Source organism: Streptomyces sp. NPDC026246 (genome assembly GCF_055567995.1).
Genome location: NZ_JBVHPJ010000003.1, coordinates 434,775 through 456,134, shown reverse-complemented (window position 1 = coordinate 456,134; position 21,360 = coordinate 434,775). Strand labels below are relative to the sequence as shown.

18 protein-coding genes are annotated in these 21,360 nt (G+C 75.1%); 10 read left to right on the top strand and 8 right to left on the bottom strand.

The window, feature by feature from the left end:
* Positions 1-27: 27 nt before the first annotated feature.
* Positions 28-780, bottom strand: coding sequence for a GntR family transcriptional regulator (locus ACZ4M5_RS10260; RefSeq protein ID WP_467734989.1), 753 nt, complete (start codon positions 778-780; stop codon positions 28-30).
* Between the two features lie 147 nt (positions 781-927).
* On the bottom strand, positions 928-1,278 hold the full coding sequence (locus ACZ4M5_RS10255) for a hypothetical protein (protein ID WP_467734987.1): 351 nt from the start codon (positions 1,276-1,278) through the stop codon (positions 928-930).
* A 146-nt stretch (positions 1,279-1,424) separates the two neighbouring features.
* On the opposite strand from ACZ4M5_RS10255, the gene ACZ4M5_RS10250 reads away from it, so the two are divergent.
* Positions 1,425-3,005, top strand: coding sequence for a S8 family peptidase (locus tag ACZ4M5_RS10250; RefSeq protein WP_467734985.1), 1,581 nt, complete (start codon positions 1,425-1,427; stop codon positions 3,003-3,005).
* Positions 3,006-3,068: 63 nt separating this feature from the next.
* On the opposite strand, the gene ACZ4M5_RS10245 is transcribed toward ACZ4M5_RS10250, so the two are convergent.
* Positions 3,069-3,632, bottom strand: coding sequence for a DUF4383 domain-containing protein (locus tag ACZ4M5_RS10245; RefSeq protein WP_467734983.1), 564 nt, complete (start codon positions 3,630-3,632; stop codon positions 3,069-3,071).
* A 52-nt stretch (positions 3,633-3,684) separates the two neighbouring features.
* Entirely contained in the window at positions 3,685-4,194 is a 510-nt protein-coding gene (locus tag ACZ4M5_RS10240) for a MarR family winged helix-turn-helix transcriptional regulator (RefSeq protein ID WP_467734981.1), read from the bottom strand.
* 74 nt (positions 4,195-4,268) lie between these two features.
* Here ACZ4M5_RS10240 and ACZ4M5_RS10235 point away from each other — a divergent pair, with 74 nt between their 5' ends.
* The 7 genes from ACZ4M5_RS10235 to ACZ4M5_RS10205 all read left to right on the top strand — a co-directional run bounded on the left by ACZ4M5_RS10235 (position 4,269) and on the right by ACZ4M5_RS10205 (position 14,285).
* Positions 4,269-6,392 carry an MMPL family transporter gene (locus ACZ4M5_RS10235; protein WP_467734979.1) on the top strand — a complete coding sequence of 708 codons (2,124 nt, stop codon included), beginning with the start codon at positions 4,269-4,271 and terminating at the stop codon, positions 6,390-6,392.
* Between the two features lie 111 nt (positions 6,393-6,503).
* Positions 6,504-8,099 carry an SDR family oxidoreductase gene (locus ACZ4M5_RS10230; protein WP_467734977.1) on the top strand — a complete coding sequence of 532 codons (1,596 nt, stop codon included), beginning with the start codon at positions 6,504-6,506 and terminating at the stop codon, positions 8,097-8,099.
* The gene (locus ACZ4M5_RS10225) at positions 8,096-9,469 is read left to right on the top strand and encodes a cryptochrome/photolyase family protein (protein WP_467734975.1); all 1,374 of its coding nucleotides are present in this window, start codon (positions 8,096-8,098) and stop codon (positions 9,467-9,469) included. The genes ACZ4M5_RS10230 and ACZ4M5_RS10225 overlap by 4 nt, the downstream gene beginning before the upstream one ends.
* A 126-nt stretch (positions 9,470-9,595) precedes the next feature.
* Positions 9,596-10,738, top strand: coding sequence for a polyprenyl synthetase family protein (locus ACZ4M5_RS10220; RefSeq protein WP_467734973.1), 1,143 nt, complete (start codon positions 9,596-9,598; stop codon positions 10,736-10,738).
* On the top strand, positions 10,735-12,306 hold the full coding sequence (gene crtI, locus ACZ4M5_RS10215; RefSeq protein ID WP_467734971.1) for a phytoene desaturase family protein: 1,572 nt from the start codon (positions 10,735-10,737) through the stop codon (positions 12,304-12,306). Before ACZ4M5_RS10220 ends, crtI begins: the two co-directional genes overlap by 4 nt.
* Positions 12,293-13,285: a phytoene/squalene synthase family protein gene (locus ACZ4M5_RS10210; RefSeq protein ID WP_467734969.1), complete on the top strand. Its 993-nt coding sequence runs from the start codon at positions 12,293-12,295 to the stop codon at positions 13,283-13,285. Before crtI ends, ACZ4M5_RS10210 begins: the two co-directional genes overlap by 14 nt.
* A complete protein-coding gene (locus ACZ4M5_RS10205; RefSeq protein ID WP_467734967.1) occupies positions 13,278-14,285 on the top strand; it encodes a DUF5914 domain-containing protein in 1,008 nt (335 codons plus the stop codon). Before ACZ4M5_RS10210 ends, ACZ4M5_RS10205 begins: the two co-directional genes overlap by 8 nt.
* 446 nt (positions 14,286-14,731) lie before the next feature.
* Here the strand turns inward: ACZ4M5_RS10205 and ACZ4M5_RS10200 are convergent, their stop codons facing one another.
* From ACZ4M5_RS10200 to ACZ4M5_RS10185, 4 genes are all read right to left on the bottom strand, one after another.
* Positions 14,732-16,300 carry an FAD-dependent oxidoreductase gene (locus ACZ4M5_RS10200; RefSeq protein ID WP_467734965.1) on the bottom strand — a complete coding sequence of 523 codons (1,569 nt, stop codon included), beginning with the start codon at positions 16,298-16,300 and terminating at the stop codon, positions 14,732-14,734.
* Positions 16,297-17,028, bottom strand: coding sequence for a class I SAM-dependent methyltransferase (locus tag ACZ4M5_RS10195; protein ID WP_467734963.1), 732 nt, complete (start codon positions 17,026-17,028; stop codon positions 16,297-16,299). Before ACZ4M5_RS10195 ends, ACZ4M5_RS10200 begins: the two co-directional genes overlap by 4 nt.
* Positions 17,025-18,272 (bottom strand): lycopene cyclase family protein, encoded by a 1,248-nt coding sequence (locus tag ACZ4M5_RS10190; RefSeq protein WP_467734961.1) that lies wholly within the window; start codon positions 18,270-18,272, stop codon positions 17,025-17,027. Before ACZ4M5_RS10190 ends, ACZ4M5_RS10195 begins: the two co-directional genes overlap by 4 nt.
* A 132-nt stretch (positions 18,273-18,404) precedes the next feature.
* The gene (locus ACZ4M5_RS10185; protein WP_467734959.1) at positions 18,405-19,616 is read right to left on the bottom strand and encodes a MerR family transcriptional regulator; all 1,212 of its coding nucleotides are present in this window, start codon (positions 19,614-19,616) and stop codon (positions 18,405-18,407) included.
* A gap of 160 nt (positions 19,617-19,776) precedes the next feature.
* Here ACZ4M5_RS10185 and ACZ4M5_RS10180 point away from each other — a divergent pair, with 160 nt between their 5' ends.
* Together ACZ4M5_RS10180 and ACZ4M5_RS10175 are read left to right on the top strand one after the other, a co-directional pair.
* Entirely contained in the window at positions 19,777-20,385 is a 609-nt protein-coding gene (locus tag ACZ4M5_RS10180; RefSeq protein ID WP_467734957.1) for a sigma-70 family RNA polymerase sigma factor, read from the top strand.
* A gap of 105 nt (positions 20,386-20,490) precedes the next feature.
* Positions 20,491-21,321, top strand: a complete 831-nt coding sequence (locus ACZ4M5_RS10175; protein WP_467734955.1) for a DUF4397 domain-containing protein — start codon at positions 20,491-20,493, stop codon at positions 21,319-21,321.
* Positions 21,322-21,360: the final 39 nt, after the last annotated feature.

Genomic DNA, 21,360 nt, shown 5'->3' with positions numbered 1-21,360 from the left:
GCGCCCCGGGGCGGATGTGAGCGTCCGCTACTTGACCGGAAGGTGGTAGGCGACCCGGTACCGGTCGGCCGGGACGACCACGTCGGCCGTCTCGACCGGGCGGCCCGACGCGTAGAACGTGCGCTGGATCACCAGCACCACATGGCCCGGGACACCGCCCAGCGCGAGCAGCTCCTCGGCGAGGCCGGGGCGGGCGCCGACCTCCTCGGTGACGTTGTCCACGATCACGTCGATGGCGCGCATGCGCTCGACGACCCCCATGCCGCCGACCGGGCCCTCCTCCGGCAGCATCACGGGCGTGCGCCCGGTCACGGCGAGGGGCTCCCAGGAGGTGGAGAGCATCATCGCCTCGCCGCCCTCGCGGTACAGGTACCGCGTGCGCATGACCCGGTCGCCCGGTTCGATGCCCAGTCGCTCGGCGATCGCCACCCCGGCCTCGGCCTGCTCGCTGCTGGACTCCCAGGTGCCGCGGCCCTCGCCGTCGGCCTGCTCCTGGCGGAACGGTGTGGCCCCGCCGGCCGGGAGGTAGCCCGAGCGGGAGATGCGGCGGGGCACCGGGCGCTCGCGCACGTACGTCCCGGAGCCGGAACGGCCCTCGACCAGGCCCTCCGCCATCAGCACCTTGCGGGCCTCCAGCGCCACCGTGTCCGAGACGCCGTACTCCTGGCGGATCCTGGCCTGGGAGGGGAGCCGGGTGTGTGGTGGCAGCTGACCGTCGACGATCTTCTGGCGGAGATCACCCGCGACGCGCAAGTACGCCGGCTGCTCACCGAATGTCACTGGCCGCTCCCATCAGGTTGTACAGACAGCAACAGCGTGGCAACCGTACGTTGTGCGAGGCAAGCAAAGGCCAGAGAATCACTCGATGTGATGACATGTGTCGGCTGAAGCCTTTACGCAGGCACTTTCTCCCCGCTATAGGCGCCGTCACACCTGAGCCGCGGAGTCACCGCCCTCGCCCGCCCCGGTGGACGGCGGGGTGGCGGCCAGACCGAGGGCCTTGCGGGCGGTGACGTCCGCGGGGCCGTCGAGGTACGCGTACGCCTCGTCGTGGTGCGCGCGGTACGCGTCCGCGTCGGCGGCGGTGCTCGCCCGGATGGGAGTCGGACACCGAGGGGTCGCCGCGTCACCGGGGACGACGGCGTCAGCGTCCTGCTCGGCCGTCTGGACCAGGTGCGCGGCGAGGTCCCGGCGTGGGAGAAGCGCAGCCGGGACATGGCGTGCGACGCCTGACGGACCGCCACGAGGCCCCGCGGTGCGCGCAGGGCCCTTGTGCAATCCCCGGGGAGGCCTCAACCTGACGCTGACGCACACGAGTTGCCGCCTGATTGACATGCCCATGACCCTCAGGCCACTCATCGGCGGCGATCGACGGGCGTGCACCCCACCCCACAGCGCACCACCGATCGAGGAGGACCCCTCAGATGGCAGTGATGCGTACTCCCCACGGTTCCCCCCGCCGCACACTCGCCGCGCTCGGCGCGGCTGCCTGCGCGGCACTCGTCGCGAGTCTCGTCTCCGCCCTCCCCGCCGGAGCGGCGCCGGTCGCGGCCGAAGGACGCATCCAGTACGAGGACGCCGCGAACTCCGTTCCCGGCAGCTACATCGTCACCCTGAAGACCGAGCGGGCCGGCTCCGCCCAGGGCCGCGCGCTCGCGCACAAGTACGGCGCCGACATCGAGCGGACCTACACCAAGGCCCTGAACGGCTACGCGGTCGAGGCCTCCGAGTCCGAGGCGAAACGTCTCGCCGCCGATCCGGCCGTCGCCTCCGTGGTGCAGGACCGGACGTTCTCCATCAGCGCGACGCAGCCCAGTCCGCCGTCCTGGGGCCTGGACCGCATCGACCAGAAGAGCCTGCCGCTGAACAACGCGTACACCTACCCGGACTCGGCCGGCGAGGGTGTCACGGCGTACGTCATCGACACCGGTGTCCGCATCTCGCACGGCGACTTCGGCGGCCGGGCCGCCAACGGCTACGACGCCGTCGACAACGACAACACCGCCCAGGACGGCCACGGGCACGGCACGCACGTCGCCGGCACGATCGCCGGCAGCGCCCACGGCGTGGCCAAGAAGGCCAGGGTCGTCGGGGTGCGCGTGCTGAACAACTCCGGCCAGGGCACCACCGCCCAGGTCGTCGCGGGCATCGACTGGGTCGCCCGCAACGCGGTGAAGCCGGCCGTCGCCAACATGTCCCTGGGCGGTCCCGGTGACACCGCCATCGACACGGCCGTGCGCAACGCCATCACCGCAGGCGTCACCTTCGTGGTCGCGGCCGGCAACGAGTCCACCAACGCCTCCACCCGCTCCCCGGCCCGCGTCACCGAGGCCGTGACGGTCGGCGCGACGACGTCCACCGACGCCAAGGCGAGCTACTCCAACTACGGCTCGGTACTGGACCTGTTCGCACCGGGCTCGTCGATCACCTCGGCCTGGAACTCGAGCGACTCGGCGACCAACACCATCTCCGGTACCTCGATGGCGAGTCCGCACGTCGCCGGGGCCGCGGCCCTGCACCTGGCCGCCAACCCCGCGGCCACGCCCGCGCAGGTCTCCGCCGCCCTGACGTCCGCCGCCACCACCGGCGTCGTCACGAGTCCCGGCACCGGCTCGCCCAACCGGCTCCTCAACGTCGGCGGCGGTTCCACCACGCCGCCCGGGCCGCGCTTCGAGAACACCGCCGACCAGACCATCGCCGACAACGCCACGGCCGAGTCGCCCGTGACCGTCTCCGGCGTCTCCGGCAACGCCCCCTCCGCCCTGGCGGTCGAGGTGCACATCGTCCACACCTACATCGGCGACCTCCAGGTCCAGCTGGTCGCCCCGGACGGCACGGCGTACACGCTGAAGGCGTACGGCACCGGCGGCAGTGCGGACAACATCGACACCACGTACACCGTGAACGCCTCCTCGGAGGTGGCTGACGGCACGTGGAAGCTCCGGGTGAGCGACAACGCCCGGTACGACACCGGGCGGATCGACGCCTGGGCGCTGCAGTTCTGAATTCCGCGTACGGAAGGGGGCCGGGCCGGTGACGGCCCGGCCCCCGGCCGTGGCGGGTGCGGCTCAGCCGGGCAGGCGCCCCCGGGCCGCGCTGCCCGCCTTCGCCGCCGGGAGCTCCCGTGCGGGGGCAGCTGCGGCGCCCAGCGCCCGCGGGTCGCGGGCCGCGCGTTCCGGGTGGCGGCGCCGGTAGTAGGGGTTGTCGGGGGCGAGCCGGCTGGAGACACGGCCGTACATGCCGAACGTGGCGATGACCAGGCCCATGACGAAGCTGAAGATCACGTTGGTCATGCCGAAGTCGAGGATGTTGGCGGGCCGGTCCAGCACGAAGATGTGGGCGAAGCCGCTGAGGACGAACAGGGCTCCGACCGTCATGTTCAGGGTGGAGGCGACGTTGCCCCCGATCACGGCTCCCGCGAGCAGCGCGAGACCGACCACGGTGGAGATGACGCTCAGCGCCACGTTGGTGGTCATGCCCGCGACGGTCTCACCGGCCGTGTCGAAGGGACTCAGGGCGTCGGCGAAGCCGAGGGCCGCGAACACCAGCAGCACCAGGCCGCAGAAGCCGGCGCCGTAGCGGTAGACGGTCGCCAGGTGGTGGTCGACCGGGAGTTCGTCTCGTAGCTTCATGTCCCGGTTTCGCCGATTGTGTCCTGTTCGGATGCGGCGCCCGGGGAGAGGCTCAGTCCGGGGTCCTGCGCAGCCGGGCGAGTTCGGCGTTCATCTCGGCGAGGAACCGGACGACCACGGCCAGCTCGTCGGGGCCGAACCGGCTCCGGGCCGCCTCGGTGCCGCGGGCCAGGGGCCGGAAGTAGTCCCGGGCCAGGCCGCGGGCCGCGTCGGCGTAGTGGAGGTGGACGACGCGGCGGTCGCCGCCGTCGCGCACGCGCCGGACGTGCCCCGCCCGCTCCAGCCGGTCCAGGCAGGCGGTCACCGCGCCCGAGGTGAGGTTGAGCTGCTTGCGCAGCCGGCCGGGCGTCATCGGCTCGCCGCCCGCCTCGGGGTCGGCCTCCGCGTCCAGGATCGCGATCAGCGCCTGCATGTCGGTCAGGTGCAGGCCCTGCGCCTGGGCGAACTCCTGCGCGATGCGGTTGAACTCGCTGTTCATCCGGCGCAGCAGGACGGCGAAGGACTGCAACCCGATCGGGTCGTCCGCCGGAAGAGATGCCGTGGGCACGCCGGGACCGCTCATCCCCCCAGCCTAGTATCTCTCAATGATTGAGATACTTTATGAGTGAGTTATTTCGTCTACGGCTTGGGATGCGCATGACTACCGCACAGCGTTGGGCCCGACGGCTCGTACCGCTCGCCCTGCTGCTCGTCTGGCTGGGGGTGGGCGGGACGCTCGGCCCCTACGCGGGCAAGCTCGGCGAGGTGGCCACCAACGACCAGGCCGCCTTCCTTCCCCGCAGCGCCGAGTCCACCCGGGTGCTGGACGCGCGCGAGGCGTTCGACCAGTCCGAGACCGTGCCGGCCATCGTGGTGTGGACGGCGGACGGGCAGCGGTTCACGGCGGCCCGGCAGGCGCAGGCGACCCGGGCCGTCGCCGCGCTGGCCGGGGAACCCGGCGTCGTCGGCCGCCCCTCCCCCGCCCTGCTCTCCGAGGACCGCGAGGCGATGCAGGCCGTCGTCCAGCTGGAGCCCGATCTCGGGGACGAGCTGCCCACCGCCCTGGACGCCGTGCGTGAGGCGGCCGGCGGCGTGCCGGGCACCGAGGCGCGGATCGCCGGGCCCGCGGCGAGCCAGGCCGACCTGTCGGACGCGTTCGCCGGCATCGACGGACTGCTGCTGGGCGTGGCCCTGGGCGCCGTGCTGCTGATCCTGCTCCTCGTCTACCGCAGCGTCCTGCTGCCGTTCCTGATCATCCTCAGCTCGGTCTTCGCCCTGGGCCTGGCCTGCGCCGTGGTCTATGCCCTGGCGGAGCGGGACGTGGTCCGGGTCGACGGGCAGGTGCAGGGGATCCTGTCGATCCTGGTGATCGGCGCGGCCACGGACTACGCGCTGCTGCTCGCCGCGCGCTTCCGCGAGGAACTGGCCGTGCGCGGGGACCGGGTCGCGGCGGCCGTGGCCGCCGTGCGCCGCTCGTCCGGCGCGATCACCGCCAGCGCCGCCACCGTGGCGCTGGGCCTGCTGACTCTGCTCGTCAGCGACCTCACCAACAACCGCGCCCTCGGCCCGGTCGGCGCCATCGGCATCGCCTGCTCCCTGCTGACCACGCTGACCTTCCTGCCCGCCGTGCTGGCCCTGCTGGGCCGCACCGCGTACTGGCCGTCGCGGCCGAAGCAGCCGCAGGACTCCGCTGAGGGCAGCGGCGTGTGGCGCCGGGTCGCGCGCCTCGTGTCCGCCCGGCCGCGCCGCACCTGGGCGGTGACGGCGCTGCTGCTGGCCGTGTGCGCGGCCTTCGCCCCGTCCCTGTCGTCCAAGGGCGTGCCCCTGGACGAGATCTTCGTGAACGACGCGCCCTCGGTCGCCGCGCAGCGCACCCTCGGCGAGCACTTCCCCGGCGGCTCCGGCAACCCGGCGATCGTCATCGCCGACGCCGACCGGGCGGTCGAGGTGACGGCCGCCGCCCGGAGCACCGAGGGTGTCGCCACGGCGAGCCCCGTCACTGCGTCCGGGCGCCCCGGGGACGGCAAGCCGCTCGTGGCGGACGGCCGGGTCCTCGTCAACGCCACGCTCAAGGCCTCGGCGGACAGCGACGCCGCCAAGGACACTGTCGAACGGCTGCGCGAGAAGGTGCACGCCGTCCCCGGCGCCGACGCCCTGGTCGGCGGCTACACGGCGCAGCAGTACGACACCCAGCAGACCGCCGCCCACGACCGGACGCTCATCGTGCCCGTCGTCCTCGCGGTGATCCTGCTGATCCTCATGGTGCTGCTGCGCTCGCTGCTCGTCCCGGTGCTGCTGGTCGCGACCGTCGGGCTGAACTTCCTGGCCACGCTGGGCGTCTCGGCGCTGGTCTTCCAGCACCTGCTGGGCTTCAGCGGCACGGACGCCTCCGTGCCGCTGTACGGCTTCGTGTTCCTGGTGGCGCTCGGCGTCGACTACAACATCTTCCTGATGTCCCGGGTGCGGGAGGAGGCGCTCGCGCACGGCAACCGCCAGGGCGTGCTGCGCGGGCTGACCACGACCGGTGGGGTGATCACCTCCGCGGGTGTGGTGCTGGCCGCGACGTTCGCCGCGCTCATGGTGATCCCGCTGGCGTTCCTGGTGCAGATCGCCTTCATCGTCGCCTTCGGCGTCCTGCTGGACACGCTCGTGGTGCGCTCGCTGCTGGTGCCCGCGCTGATGATCGACATCGGGCCGAGGGCGTGGTGGCCGAGCGCCCTGGCCCGCGAGGAGGAGCCCGGACCGCGGGAGAAGGCCGCCGCCGCTGCTCCGTCCGGCTGAACGGGCCGCGCCACGGGCCGGGTGCATCCGCGAGGGGGGCCGGGCGGGAAAAGCTTCTGTCGGGACCGGCCGTGCCGTGGCGGCGCGGCGGCCCATCGGACGGAGGCGGGTATGACGACGGACGGGCAGCGGCCGCTGTGTCTGGTCACCGGGGCGTCCGGGTACATCGGCGGGCGCCTGGTGCCCGAGCTCCTGGAAGCGGGGTACCGCGTCCGGTGCCTGGCCCGCTCCCCCGGCAAGCTGCGTGACCATCCCTGGGCGGGTGACGCGGAGACCGTGCGCGGGGACGTCACCGATCCGGAGTCGGTCGCCGCCGCCATGCAGGGCGTCGACATCGCCTACTACCTCGTGCACGCCCTCGGCTCCGGCCGGGAGTTCGAGGACACCGACCGGCAGGCCGCCCGCGTCTTCGCCGAGCAGGCGCGGGCGGCCGGTGTCCGGCGGATCGTCTACCTGGGAGGGCTCACCCCCTACGGCGTCCCCGAGCACGAACTCTCCCCGCACCTGCGCTCCCGCGCCGAGGTCGGGCGGATCTTCCTTCAGGCTCCCGTGCCGGCGGCGGTGCTGCGGGCGGCCGTGGTCATCGGCTCCGGGTCGGCGTCGTTCGAGATGCTGCGCTACCTGACCGAACGGCTGCCCGTCATGGTCACCCCCAGCTGGGTGCACACCCGCACCCAGCCCATCGCCGTACGGGACGTGCTGCGCTACCTCGTCGGGTCCGCGTCCCTCCCCGACGACGTCGACCGGGCCTTCGACATCGGCGGCCCGGACGTGCTGACGTACCGGGAGATGATGCTGGGCTACGCGGCCGTCGCCGGGCTGCGGCGGCGGTTCATCGTGCCGGTCCCGGTCCTCACCCCGCGCCTGTCCAGCCACTGGGTCGGGCTGGTCACGCCCGTGCCCGCCGCCCTCGCCCGGCCCCTGACGGAGTCGCTGCGGCACGAGGTCGTCTGCCGGGAGCACGACATCGCCCGCTACGTGCCGGACGGACCGGGCCGGCCGCTGCCGTTCGACGAGGCCCTGTCCCTGGCGCTGCGCAAGGTCCGCGACGCGCAGGTGTCCACGCGCTGGTCCTCGGCGTCCGTGCCCGGCGCGCCCAGCGACCCGCTGCCCACCGACCCGGACTGGGCGGGCGGCAGCCTCTACCAGGACGAGCGGGAGCGGCCCGTCGACGCCTCCCCGGAGGCACTGTGGAGGGTCGTCGAGGGCATCGGGGGCGAGAACGGCTGGTACTCCTCCCCGCTGGCCTGGGCGGTACGGGGGTGGCTCGACCGGTTCGTCGGCGGGGTCGGACTGCGCCGGGGGCGGCGCGACACCCACCACCTGCGGGTCGGCGACTCCCTGGACTTCTGGCGGGTGGAGGAGATCGAGCCGGGTCGTCTGCTGCGGTTGCGGGCCGAGATGCGCCTGCCCGGGCTCGCCTGGCTGGAGATGTACACCGAGACCGACGACCGGGGCCGCACCCGCTATCGCCAGCGTGCCCTGTTCCACCCGCGCGGGCTGCTGGGCCACGCCTACTGGTGGAGCGTCGCCCCCTTCCACGCCGTGGTGTTCGGCGGGATGGCGCGCAACATCGCCCGGGCCGCGGCCGGAGAGTCCGGCCCGGGCCGCGGCGCCCGGGGCCGGCGCATCCGCAGGAACCGCTCCTCGGGAAGCACGGGGCAGCCACGTACGGAACCGCGCCACCGCACCAGGAGTGACACATGACCGTCGCGGTCGTCCTGTTCACCTCGGACCTGCGTCTGCACGACCACCCGCCCCTGCACGCGGCGCTGCGCGCGGCGGACGAGGTGGTACCGCTGTTCGTACGCGACCCCGCGGTCCACGCGGTGGGTTTCGACGTGCCGAACCGGGCCGCCTTCCTCGCCGACTGCCTGGCCGACCTGGACGCCTCCCTGCGCGAGCGAGGCGGTCGCCTCGTGGTGCGCTCGGGCCCGGTCGCCCGGGAGGTGCGCGCGGTCGCCGCCGCCTGCGGTGCCGCGGAGGTGCACCTGGCCGCCGGCATCACCGGGTTCGCCCAGCGCCGCGAGGAGCGGCTGCGCGCGGGACTCGCGGCGGACGGCGTCGACCTGCACGTGCACGACGACGTCATCACCGCCCTCGCCCCCGGACGGGTCACGCCCGGCGGCTCCGACCACTTCGCCGTGTTCACGCCCTACTACCGCCGCTGGTCCCGGGAGCGGCTGCGTGAGCCCCTGCCCGCGCCGGAGGCGGTCCGCGTCCCCGCGGCCGCGACCGGCGAGGGGCCGCCGTCCCGCCCCCGGGAGGGGGACCTGGCGCCGGGGCTCGCGACGGGCGGGGAGACGGTGGGACGCGAGCGGTTCGCCGACTGGGCGCGCGCGGACCTGGCCCGGTACGGCGACCGGCAGGACGACCTGGCCGGTGACGCGACGTCACGGCTCTCCCCCTACCTGCACTTCGGGGCGCTGTCACCCGCGGAACTCGTCCACCGGGCCCGGGCGCAGGGCGGGACCGGGGCCGAGGCGTTCGTGCGGCAGCTGTGCTGGCGCGACTTCCACCACCAGCTCCTCGCGGTCCGGCCCGAGGCGTCCCGGCAGGACTACCGCAGCCGCGGCGACCAGTGGCGCGACGAGGACGAGGCGGCCGGGGACATCGCCGCCTGGCGGGAGGGCCGTACGGGCTATCCGATGGTGGACGCGGGCATGCGCCAACTGCGTCACGAGGGCTGGATGCACAACCGGGCGCGGCTGCTGACGGCGAGTTTCCTGACCAAGACGCTCTACGTCGACTGGCGCGTCGGCGCCCGGCACTTCCTGCGGCACCTGGTCGACGGCGACATCGTCAACAACCAGATGAACTGGCAGTGGGTCGCCGGCACCGGCACCGACTCGCGCCCGCACCGCGTCCTCAACCCCGTGCTGCAGGGCAAGCGTTACGACCCGGACGGCACCTACGTACGGCGCTGGGTGCCCGAGCTGGCCGACGTGGAGGGCGGCACGGTGCACGAACCCTGGCGGCTCCCGGACGACCGGCGCGCCGCGCTGCGTTACCCCGAACCGGTCATCGACCTCGGTGAGGGTCTGGCCCGTTTCCGCGAGGCGCGCGGTCGTCCATGAGGATCCGGGTACCCATGAGCGGACCGCGCCCGGACGTGCGGCCACGCCGCGTCGGTGCGCATCCGGAACACCACTCCCGGCGGAAGCACTGATGTGCGAATGACCGGATGCGAGAAGGGGTTGCGCATGCTTGGACCGCGGCCGACAGCGGCCGGACCGGGGGCACCGGACGACGCCCCGCTCACCGCCCCGGGGGCCACCCGGGCCGTGGAGGCCGTCCTCGGGCAGGTGCTCGAGGCACGGCTGCGCCACGCCCGGCAGACCGACGCGGTGGCCGCCCGCGACCTGGCCGAGCGTGTCGCCGCGTTCGCGCTGCGCGGCGGCAAGCGGCTGCGTACGGCGTTCGTGTGGTGCGGCTGGCGGGCCGCGGGCGGGACGGGCGACACCGGCCCGGTCCTGCGGACCGGGGCCGCCCTGGAACTGCTCCAGGCGTGTGCCCTCATCCACGACGACGTGATGGACGGCTCGCCGCTGCGCCGGGGCGCTCCGGCCCTGCACGTGGACTTCGCCCGCGGGCACCGGGCCGCGCGGAGGTCCGGCTCGGCCGAGTCGTTCGGCTCGTCGGCGGCCGTGCTGGCCGGCGACCTGGCGCTGGCCTGGGCGGACGACCTGCTGACGGAGACGGCACTCGCCTCGCCGCACGGCGCCCGGCTGCACGCCGAGTGGCGGACCATGCGCACCGAGATGGTCGCCGGCCAGTACCGGGACCTGAAGGCCCAGGCGAACGGATCGTCCAGCGGCGAGGAGGCCCTGACCATCGCCGAGCTGAAGAGCGCCCTGTACACGGTCGCGCGGCCCCTGGCGCTGGGTGCCACGCTGGCGGGAGCCGACCCGCACACGGTGGACGCGCTGCGGGCCGCCGGCCGCTGCGCGGGGCTGGCCTTCCAGCTGCGCGACGACCTCCTCGGCGCGTTCGGCGATCCGGTGCTGACCGGGAAGCCCGCCGACGACGACCTGCGGTCGCGCAAGCTCACCCACCTGCTGGCCACGGCCGTACGGCTCGCCCGGGCCACCGGTGACCGTGAGGCCTCCGCCGTGCTCGCCGCGGGCCCGGGCGGGCGGCCGGGGCAGACCGTGGAGCGGATGCGGGCGGCGCTGGAGCGGACCGGGGCGCGGGCCGAGGTGGAGGCGAGGATCGCCGAACTGGCGGCCGCGGGCCTGCGGCACTTCGAGGCCACCGGTGCCGGCCCGGAGGTGCGGCGGGAGTTCTCCGCCCTGGTCGAGCGGGCCGCGGGCGTCGCCCCGCGCCCCGCGGAGGAGCTGGTATGAGGACCGTTCCGGGTCCGACCGACCACGTCGTCGTCGTGGGCGCCGGGCTGTCCGGGCTGGCCTGCGCGCTGCACCTGCTGGGCGCGGGCCGCCGGGTCACGCTCGTCGAACGGGACCCCGGGCCCGGCGGCCGGGCCGGGCGGGTGCGGCTCGGCGGCTATCAGGTGGACACCGGCCCCACCGTGATGACCATGCCGGACCTGGCCGACGAGGCGTTCGCGGCGGTCGGCGACAGCCTGTACCGGCGCGTCGAGCTGACGCCGCTGCACCCCGCCTACCGGGCCCGCTTCGCCGACGGCAGCTCGCTGGACGTGCACACCGACGGCGACGCCATGGAGGCGGAGGTGCGGCGCTTCGCGGGGCCCGCCGAGGCCGCGGGCTACCGCAGCCTGCGCACGTGGCTGGAGCGGTTGTACCGGGCGCAGATGCGCCGCTTCATCGACACCAACTTCGACTCGCCGTTGCAGCTGGCGCACCCCGACCTGGCCCGCCTTGCGGCCCTCGGCGGCTTCGGCCGGCTGGACGCCCGCATCGGCCGCTTCCTGAACGACCCGAGGCTCCAGCGGGTGTTCTCCTTCCAGGCGCTGTACGCCGGGGTCGCCCCGGCCCGGGCGCTCGCGGCCTACGCGGTGATCGCCTACATGGACACCGTGGCCGGGGTCTGGTTCCCCAAGGGCGGGATGCACGCCCTGCCCCGCGCGATGGCCGACGCGGCGGCGGACGCGGGTGCCGAGCTGCGCTGGTCGGCGGAGGTCAGCGCGCTGGAGCGCGTGTCCGGGCGAGTGCGGGCCGTCCGTCTCGCCTCGGGCGAGCGCATCCCCTGCGACGCGGTGGTGCTGACCTGCGAACTGCCCACCGCGCACCGCCTGCTGGGCCGGACCCCCCGGCGCCCGGTGCCGCTGCGGCACTCCCCCTCGGCGGTGATCCTGCACGCGGGCACCGACCGCACCTGGCCCGGGCTCGCCCACCACACCCTCTCGTTCGGCGCCGCCTGGGAGCGCACGTTCGACGAACTGACCCGCACGGGGACGCTGATGAGCGACCCGTCCCTGCTGATCACCCGCCCGACCGCGCACGACCCGTCCCTCGCACCGCCGGGCCGCCACCTGCACTACGTGCTGGCGCCCTGCCCCAACACCGACGTCGGACCCTCCGCCGCCGCCTGGCGGGACCTCGGCCCGCGCTACCGCGACAGCCTCGTCGCCGAGCTGGAACGGCGCGGCCTGGACGGGTTCGCGGGCAGCGTCCAGGAGGAGATGCTGGTGACGCCGCTGGACTGGGCGGCCCAGGGCCATGCCGCGGGCAGCCCCTTCTCCGTGTCCCACACCTTCGCCCAGACCGGGCCCTTCCGGCCCCGCAACCTGGTGCGCGGCGTGGACAACGTGGTGCTCGCCGGCTGCGGCACCACCCCGGGCGTCGGTGTGCCGACCGTGCTCATCAGCGGCAAACTCGCCGCCGCGCGTGTCACCGGCGGCGCCGTCCGCCGCCCCCCGGGGCCCCGGCCCCGCCCCGCCGCGGCGGATCTCCCGTCCACCCCGACCGGAGCAGGAGCCCATGACCCGTCGTGAACTGGACGCCGCCGGGATCACCGCCCCCGGCCTGCGCGCCGACTACACCCGGTGCCGTCAGCTCAACGCCCGCCACGGCCGCACCTACTTCCTGGCCACGCGCCTGCTGCCGCTGGAGCGACGCTCGGCCGTGCACGCCCTGTACGGCTTCGCCCGCTGGGCCGACGACATCGTCGACGATCTGGACCGCAGCAGCAGCCCCGAGGAGCGCGACCTGGCGCTGAAGCGGCTGGAGGGCGACCTCGCGCAGGCGCTGCGTACCGGCGGCGGCGACGAGCCGGTGGTGCGGGCGGTGTCCGACACCGCCGAGCGATACGGCATCGAGGTGGCGCTGTTCGAGGACTTCCTCGCCTCGATGCGCTCGGACCTGACCGTCACCGACTACCCGACCTATGCCGACCTGCGGGCGTACATGCACGGCTCGGCCGCGGTGATCGGCCTGCAGATGCTGCCCGTGCTCGGCACGGTCGGGCCGCGTGAGGAGGCCGCACCGCACGCGGCCGCGCTGGGCGTGGCGTTCCAGCTGACCAACTTCCTGCGGGACGTGGGCGAGGACCTGGACCGCGGCCGGGTGTACCTGCCGGCGGACCTGCTGGCCGCGCACGGCGTGGACCGGCCGCTGCTGGAGTGGAGCCGGCGCACGGGCCGTCAGGACGCGCGCATCCGGGCGGCGTTCGTGGCGGCCGAGGCGCTGACCCGGGACGTGTACCGGCAGGCCGAGCCGGGCATCGCGATGCTCGACCCCCGGGTGCGCCCCTGCATCCGGGCGGCGTTCACGCTGTACGGCGGCATCCTCGACGCGATCGCCCGGCAGGAGTACACCGTGCTGCACCGGCGTGCGGTCGTCTCCCGCCCCCGGCGGGCGGCGACCGCGGCGGCCGGGATCGTGCGCGTGGCCGGTGCGCGCCGGCGCGCCCGCTCGGCGCGCGCGGCGACGGGGGCCGTCGTACCGGAGCGGAAGGAGCAGGACCATGGGTGACCGGGCGGGCAAGGCGGGTTGGACCTCGCCGTTGCGGCGGCGCAGCGGGCCGAAGTGGGCGGAGCAGACGCCGACCTGGCGGGCGGCGCGGCCCGGTCTGATCGCCGACGCGCTGAAGCGGGCCTGTGCGCGGCCCTCCGGCAACTGGTTCGTGGCCGGCGCCTCGCGCGACGTGCGCCCGGGGGGCGGCCCCCGCGGCCGGACGATCGGCGGCGTCGAAGTGGTGTTGTGGCGCTCGGACTCCGGTGAGCTGCGCGCGGGCCCCGGCGCCTGCCCGCACCTGGGGGCGCCCCTCAAGGACAGCCGGGTGGTGTGCGGGACGCTGATGTGCCACTGGCACGGGCTCGCCCTGGACGGTTCCCCGACCGCGGGCTGGCAGCCGTTCCCGGTCCACGACGACGGAGTGCTGGTGTGGGTGCGGCTGGACGCGCTCGGCGGGGAGGAGCCGTCCGAGCGGCCCGTGATCCCGCCGCGCCCCGCGTCCGGCACCGGGGTGGACTCCGTGTACACCGGGGTCGGGCGGTGCGAACCGCAGGACGTGGTCGCCAACCGGCTCGACCCGTGGCACGGCTCCTGGTTCCACCCGTACTCCTTCGTCGACCTGGAGGTCGTCCGGGAACCGGAGGGCGAGGAGGACGACGCCTTCGTCGTCGATGTGTCCTTCCGGGTGGCGGGGCGTCTGGTGGTGCCCGTGCGCGCCGAGTTCACGGCGCCCGAGCCGCGCACGGTCGTCATGCGCATCACCGACGGCGAGGGCGCCTCGTCCGTGGTGGAGACCCACGCGACGCCGCTGTCCCGGCCCGGCGCCGAGCGGCCCCGCACGGCGGTGGTGGAGGCGGTGATCGCCACCTCCGAGCGGCGCGGCTTCGCCCTGGCCCGCGCCGCCGCCCCGGCCCTGCGCCCCCTGATGCGGCACACGGCAGGACGGCTGTGGCGGGACGACCTGGCCTACGCGGAGAGGCGCTGGGAGCTGCGCAGCACGGGACGCTTCCCGGGCTGAGCGGCGGCCGGCATCCGCCCGGCCATACCGACCCCGCCCGGCGCGCCGGGCCGCAACGGCCCCGCCGGACAGGCCCCAGCGGCACACCCGGCCGCAACGGCCCCGCCGCACGGGCCCGAGCACCGCTCCGTACGCGCAAGGCCCCGGGGTACGGTCCCGAGCGGCGCTGCGAGCTGGCAAGGCCCCGCCGTACGAGCGCGAGCGGCGCGCCCGGCCGCAAACAGCCCCGCCGCACGGGCCCGAGCACCGCTCCGTACGCGCAAGGCCCCGGGGTACGGTCCCGAGCGGCGCTGCTAGCTGACACGGCCCCGCCGTACGAGCGCGAGCGGCGCACCCGGCCGCAACGGCACCGCCGGGCGGGCCCGGGCCACTTGGCCCGGGACTGCCCGGGTCCTATCCAGCGCCCTGGGGGTGTCGGGCGCCCCGGGCCCGTTGGTAGCGCCGTCTCAGGGGCGTCGTCCCGCGAGGGTGCCGAGAGCGCGCAGTGCCGGCGAGCGGCCCGCGCGCGGGACGGTCCACAGCACCTGGCCGCGCACGCCCCACCGGGCGAGCAGCGCGTTGGACGCCAGGAAGCCGGTGGTGGCGGCGCGTTCCATGAGCGCCACGGGCAGGTCGCAGCGCAGACCGTCGCCGGCCAGCGTCAGCCACGGGTGGGGGGTCGTCACCGTGGGACGGCGGTGGTGGGTGCCGGCGGTGAAGAGCGGGCAGTCCGCGCGCCACTCGTGCCGGGCGTCGACGACTCGCGCCTCCCCCGTCTCCGGGTACACCCGCCGCAGTTGCGCGAGCAGTTCGTCCTGCGTCTTCTCCCGGTCCGCGCCCTCGGGAACGGCGTAGGCGTGCAGTTCCACGACCGAGCCGCCGGTGCGCGCCGCCCAGCGGGCGGCCTCGCCCTCGTAGCGTTCCAGGACGCTGATGTTGTCCAGGCCCTCGTAGCCGCTGGTGCCGAGGAAGCCGGGGCGGTCGGCCCGTACGGGACGGTCCAGCCAGAGCCGGGAGACGAGGAACGGCGGTGCGGTGCGCAGCGCGTCGATGTCCTCGCGCCACGGGCCGGTGCCGAGGCCGGGCGAGGCCGCGACGGTGCGACGCAGGCCCCTAGTGTCCAGGGCGAGCACCACCGCGTCGTGCCGGTCGGTCCCCGCGTCCGTGCGCACCTCGGCCCCGCCCTCGCCGTCGAGGGGGTCGACGCCGTGGACGGCCGTGCCGGTGCGGATGTCCGCGCCCAGACGCCGCAGATAGTCGCCGAGCGGCTCCCACAGGGCCTGGGGGAAGGGCTCGTCGGGCACGTCGAACAGCAGCCCCTCGGACGAGCCGAGGAAGTAGATGTGGAACATCAGCATCAGCTCGGCGGCGGACAGTTCCCGCGGATCGGCGAAGAAGCTGCGCGAGAACACCTCGAAGGCCAGGTGGTGCGCGGCCTCGGGGAAGCGCACGCCGCGCAGGAACCCGGTCGCGCTGACGCGGTCGAACCGCTCGTACACCTCCGGCACGCGCACGTCCAGCAGCGGCAGCGCCGCGCGGGCGTCCATGGAGGTCAGGTCGCGCCAGCCGAAGGTGGGGCTGAGGGCGACGAAGCCGAGGGCGCTGAGCGGCGGGGTGCGCGGTACGCGGGCGAAACTGTCGGTCAGTCCGCCGCTGTGCCGCAGGGGGTAGTCGGGCAGCGGGGTGAGCCGGTCGAGGCCGGGGTCGGTCCGGCGCAGCAGGCCGCGCAGGTTGTAGTACTGGCGGAAGAACGCGTGGAAGCCGCGGCTCATGGTCGCCTCGGAGCCGTCGGCGAGCCGGGTGCGCCACCCGGCGAGGCGGCCGCCGAGGGACGCCTCCCGTTCGTAGAGGGTGACCCGGGCGCCGCGCTCGGCCAGTCCGGTGGCGGCGGCGAGGCCGGCGATGCCGCCGCCCACCACGGCGACGGAGGGCGCGTCCCCCGGCCCGAACCGGTCCCGGCCGGGGGCGGGCATCAGCACCTCGGCCTTGCGGTCCCGGCCGCGGCGGGCGGAACGTCCGGCCCGGCCGCCGCTCATCGGGCGGCCTCCGCGGCCGGGGCGGAGCCGTTGCGGGCGACGAAGGTGTGGGTGATGCCGGTCTGCCACCCGGCCAGCGGCAGCGCCCGGGCGTCCTCGAACCCGGCACGGGCCAGCCGGCCGGTGAAGGCGGGGGCGGTGTCGAAGGCGAGGACGCTGTGCCACAGGTGCCGGTACAGGGCCCGGTCACCGGTGACGGTGCCGGCCGGGATGACGACCCCCTGGCAGACGGCCGTCCACAGGGCCCGGTGCGCCGGTGAGCCGCCGAGGCTGTACTCGTGCACGGCCAGCCGCCCGCCCTGCTTCAGCCGGGTCCGCACCGAGCGCAGCACGGCGTCCGGGTCGGAGACGTTGCGGAACAGGTAGGCGGCGAACACCGCGTCGAACGGGCCCTCATCGGCCGTCGGCAGTTCCTCTGCGCTCAGGTGCAGGAACCGCACCCGGTCGGGCCACGGCTTGGCCAGCGCCTGGCGCAGCATGCCGGCCGAGGCGTCCACGGCGGTGATGCGGGCCCGGGGCGCGGCCCGCATCAGGGCCCGGGTGGAGGCGCCGGTGCCGCATCCGAGGTCGAGCACGTGCAGTCCGGCCCCGCCGTCGGGCAGCCGCAGCCGGCGCGCCGAGCGGAGCAGGTCGGTGCGGTAGCCGGGGCTGAGGGCCGTGAGCCGGTCGTAGGTGCGGGACGCGTGGTCGAAGGCGCGTGCCAGGTCGTGGTCGCGCAGCAGGGTCATCGGTGGCTCTCTCCGGTTCCTGGGAGGGGGTGGGTTCTGCGGGGCAGGAAGGGCACCTCGAGCGCGGTGCGCAGCATCGGTCCCACCGGGGTGCGCAGGCCGATGCCCCACTCCTCCCGGAGCGAGGTCGCGCCGTCGAGGAAGCGCAGCAGGCGGTGGGCGGGCGTACGGCGGAACAGGCCGGTGAAGAAGGCCGGGCCGTCGACGCGGCCGGTGTCCAGGGCGCGCAGCAGCACCGCGTCCATGGCCAGCGCTCGCCGCCCGTGCGGCGGGGGCACGGTGCCGCGGCCCTCGCGCAGGGCGGTGGCGACGGCCCGGCTGTGCCGCTGGACGGCGGCGAAGGTGTAGCCGGTGGCGGGGCGGGTGGCGCCGCCCGCGGTGCCGATGCGGAACACGGAGCGGCCGGTGCGGCGGGCGAAGCGCCCGTCGGTCATGGGGATGACGCCCTGCTCGGCCGACTCGACGTCGAACGCGCCCAGCCCCAGCACGTCCCGGGTGTAGTGGCCGAGTGCGGTCTCGTACGCCTCGGTGGTCAGCGGGGAGCGGGAGAACTCGGTGTACTCCACGAGCGCCCGGTCCGGGGCCAGCGGGAGGACGTAGCCGAAGGCGAGCCCCTGCCGTGGCTGCGGCACCCGGAAGTCCATGAGGTCGGCGACCGCGGGGTCGAACCGTGCCCGGTCCGTACGCACGAACCACCCGCGGAAGTGCTGCAGCAGCTGCGTGCGGGCCGGGGGCAGGGCGGGCGGCGGCCGGGAGTCGAACACGTACCGGGCGCGCAGTGTCAGGGCCCGGCCGTCGGGCGCCGTGCACCGGACCTCCGCGCCGCCGGGGACGTCCCGCACGGTCGTGGCCGTCGCCCGCAGCACTCGCCCGCCGGGGGCCCGCTCCAGACGCGCGTGCACGAGCCGCTCGAACGCCGAGGACCGCACCATGCGGTAGGTCGCCGGGGCCGGGTCGACGGTGAGGGCGGTGCCGTCGCTGCCGTGCACCCGCAGCAGGGACCAGTCGGCCGTCACCGCGGCGCCGAGCCCGCCGTCGCCGTCGCCGTCGTCCCAGTAGCACCAGGTCCGCTCGGCCGGACGCGTGGGACCGTCCGGGGGCTCCACGACGGTGACGGTGGCCGGGCCGGTCTCGACCAGCCGGTGAGCCAGGCTCAGCCCGGCGGCCCCACCCCCGACGATCACGACGTCCGGCCCATCGGAAACCTCCGCGGCGGCGGCCACCTGCCCGCGCGCACCGCTCATCCGCACACCCGCTCCCACCGCCTGGCCGACGCCACCATCCGATCCTCCGTCACTTCCCCGCCCGGGCCGCTCCCGGATGCGCCCGGGCCGCTCCCGGATGCTCGAGCCGCTCCCGGATGCGGCCGGGCCCGGCTAACGCGACACGACCGAGTCCAGGAGCGCCACGGCCTCCGCCAGTCCGGCCGGCCGCGGCAGCCCGGTCACCGCCCGGCCCGCCCAACCCGGCCCGATGGTCAGGACGACCGGTTTGCGCCGGGCACCGCGTACCCCCCATTCCATCGCGGCAACGTGCGCGGCCAGTGGACGGCTCGCGGTGGTGCGGGACTGGGCCCACAACGCCACCGCCGCCGGGCCGGTCCTGCGGACGGCGGTGACGAGGGACTCCACGGGCAGCGCGCCGCCGAACATCCGCACGGGCAGGCCGCGTTCGGCCAGCGCGGCGGCCAGGACCTCCAGCGGCAGGGTGTGGCTCTCCCCCGGCACGCACGCGAGGACCGTGGTGGCCCCGGGGCGGTCGGCGGCGGAGGGCGGGGTGCAGCGCCGCAGCGCGCCGGAGACGTGCCAGGACAGGAAGTGCTCCACCTCGACGTACTTCTCGCCCGAGCTCTCCCACTTGCGGCCGACCGCCTGGAGCGTCGGCATGATCACCTCGGTCCACGCGGTGATGAGCCCGTGCTCGTCGATCGCCGAGCCGAGCAGGTCGTCCAGCGCGGCGGCGTCCAGACGCAGGGCGGCCCGGGCGATGCCCTTGCACTCCTGCCGCACGTCGCCCAGACGCATCCCGCTCCCGGCCCGGCTGCCTCCCCGGACCGTCCCGCCGCCCCGGGCGGAGCGGCGGCCCGGCGCGCGGTCGACGGCGGCGGTGGACGACCCGGCGTCCGGGCCGTCGCCGGAAGTTGCGTCGATTGCCGCCCGGCCCCGACCGAAAACCCCTGCCGCGTCGATCCCGGCCGCGCCCGTCGCGTCCGTCGCGTCGACATGGTCGGGAGCGGAGCCGGGGGTCGACGCCCCCGCCGGGTCCCCGTCCCCGAAGGGCCCGCCCGCTGCCGGCGGCGTCTCGCTCAGGACCGTCCGGGCCGCCTCAGCGGGCGCCACACCCGTCGCCGTCAGCGCGCACATGCGCTCCAGCCGGGCCATGTCCATGGCGGTCCACCTGCGGTGCCGGCCCCCCGTGTGCGCGTCGGGCCCGAGGCCGTAGCGCCGGTCCCAGGTGCGGACCGTCGTGGGGGCCACACCCAGCCGCCGCGCCACCTCACCGGTGGTCAGTCCCGCGTCCCCGGGCAGCTCGGCGCGCGGCTGCCGGGCCGTCGTGCGGTCGTCGCGGTTCTGTTCCTGTGCACCCATGCACCGATCGTACGACGCACAAACGACGCATGTTGAGCTGCGTCGTTTGTGCACCGAACACTGGCGGGGAACGCACGGCCGGCGCCTTCCCCGCCACAGCCGATGCGGTCCGACAACGGTCTTCCGTCCCCGTACGGAGCCCGGCAGGAGGAACCCGGCCATGATCACGAACACACGAGTCGCCGCCCCAGCCCCGCCCGTGGAGGAGACGCGTGACGAGGAGGAACTGGCCCGTGGCCTGCTGGCCGCCGACGAGGAGGCGTTCGCCGCGATATACCGGCGCTGGGGCTCCCTCGTCCACACCATGGCCACCCGGGTGCTCGGCGACACCTACGAGGCGGAGGACGTCACCCAGCAGGTCTTCCTCGGCGCCTGGCACGGCCGCGCGGGATTCCGCCCGGAGCGGGGCCCCCTGGGCGCCTGGCTGGTCGGTATCACCCGCCGCAAGATCGTGGACGCGCTGGCGGCCAGGACGAGGCGACTGACACTCGCCGACTCCGCCGCCCGGGACGCGGACGCCCCGGCCGGTCACGGCGAGTCGGCACCGGACCGCGTACTGGACCGCGTCCTGCTCATCGACGCCCTGGCCCGGTTGCCGCACCACCAGCGGGAGGTGCTGTGCATGGCCTTCTACGAGGACCTGACCCAGACGCAGATCGCGGAACGCACCGGCATGCCCCTGGGCACGGTCAAGAGCCACGCCCGCCGCGGCCTGCACCGGCTGCGCCAGGCGGTCGAGCAGCCCCCCGTTCACGCCACCGGCGTGTGACGCGACTTCGGCCGGCCGGCCGCACACGCATCCGAGGCGGCCCCGGCACCCGAAACAGGACCAAGACTCCGCACCGTACGGAGACCTGCTGAAGGGATGATTCCGATGACCTCCCCCCTCCGCCTCGCCCTCGCCGCCTCGACCGGTGCCTGCGCCCTGGCGCTCGGCGTGACCGCGCCCGCCCTGGCCGCCGACGACTCCGGCAAGGCCATGGTGTCCGTCTTCCACGGCATCCCCGGTATGACTGTGGACGTGTACGCCAACGGCGACGAACTGATCGGCGACTTCAAGCCCGGCACCGTGACGGACCCGCAGTCCCTCGACGCCGGCACCTACGACATCAAGATCTTCGAAGCGGGCCAGGGGCCGGACGGCACCCCGGCCCTGGAGAAGAAGGTGGAGGTTCCCGAGGGCGGCAACGCCACGGTCGCCGCCCACCTCTCCGCCGACGGCAAGCCCGAGCTGACGGCCTTCACCAACGACGTCTCGCAGGTCGAGGCGGGCAAGTCCCGCCTGACGGTCCGCCATGTCGCCGCGGCGCCCGCCGTCGACGTCCGGGCCGGCGGGCAGACGGTCTTCAGCAACCTGACCAACCCGAAGGAGGACACCGCCGTCGTCGACGCGGGCACGATCAACGCGGACGTGGTGCTCGCCGGCACGGACACGGTGGCCATCGGCCCGGCCGACCTGAAGCTCGCGGAAGGCACGAGCAACGTCGTCTACGCCTGGGGCAGCGCGCAGGACAAGAACCTGGCCCTGGCGACGCAGACGTTCAGCGGCATGGAGTCCGCCCCGCGCGGTGTTCCCGCCGGTGGCAGCGGGGCCGCGATGACCCCGAACTCCTCCGACCTGTCGGCCGGCTGGGCCGTAGCGGGCGGGGCGGCCGTGCTGGCGGGCGCGCTGGTGGTCCGCCGGATCGCCGGCCGGCGTGGCTGACCGCGCGCGTCGGCTGACGGGACCGATCGTGGCGGCTGC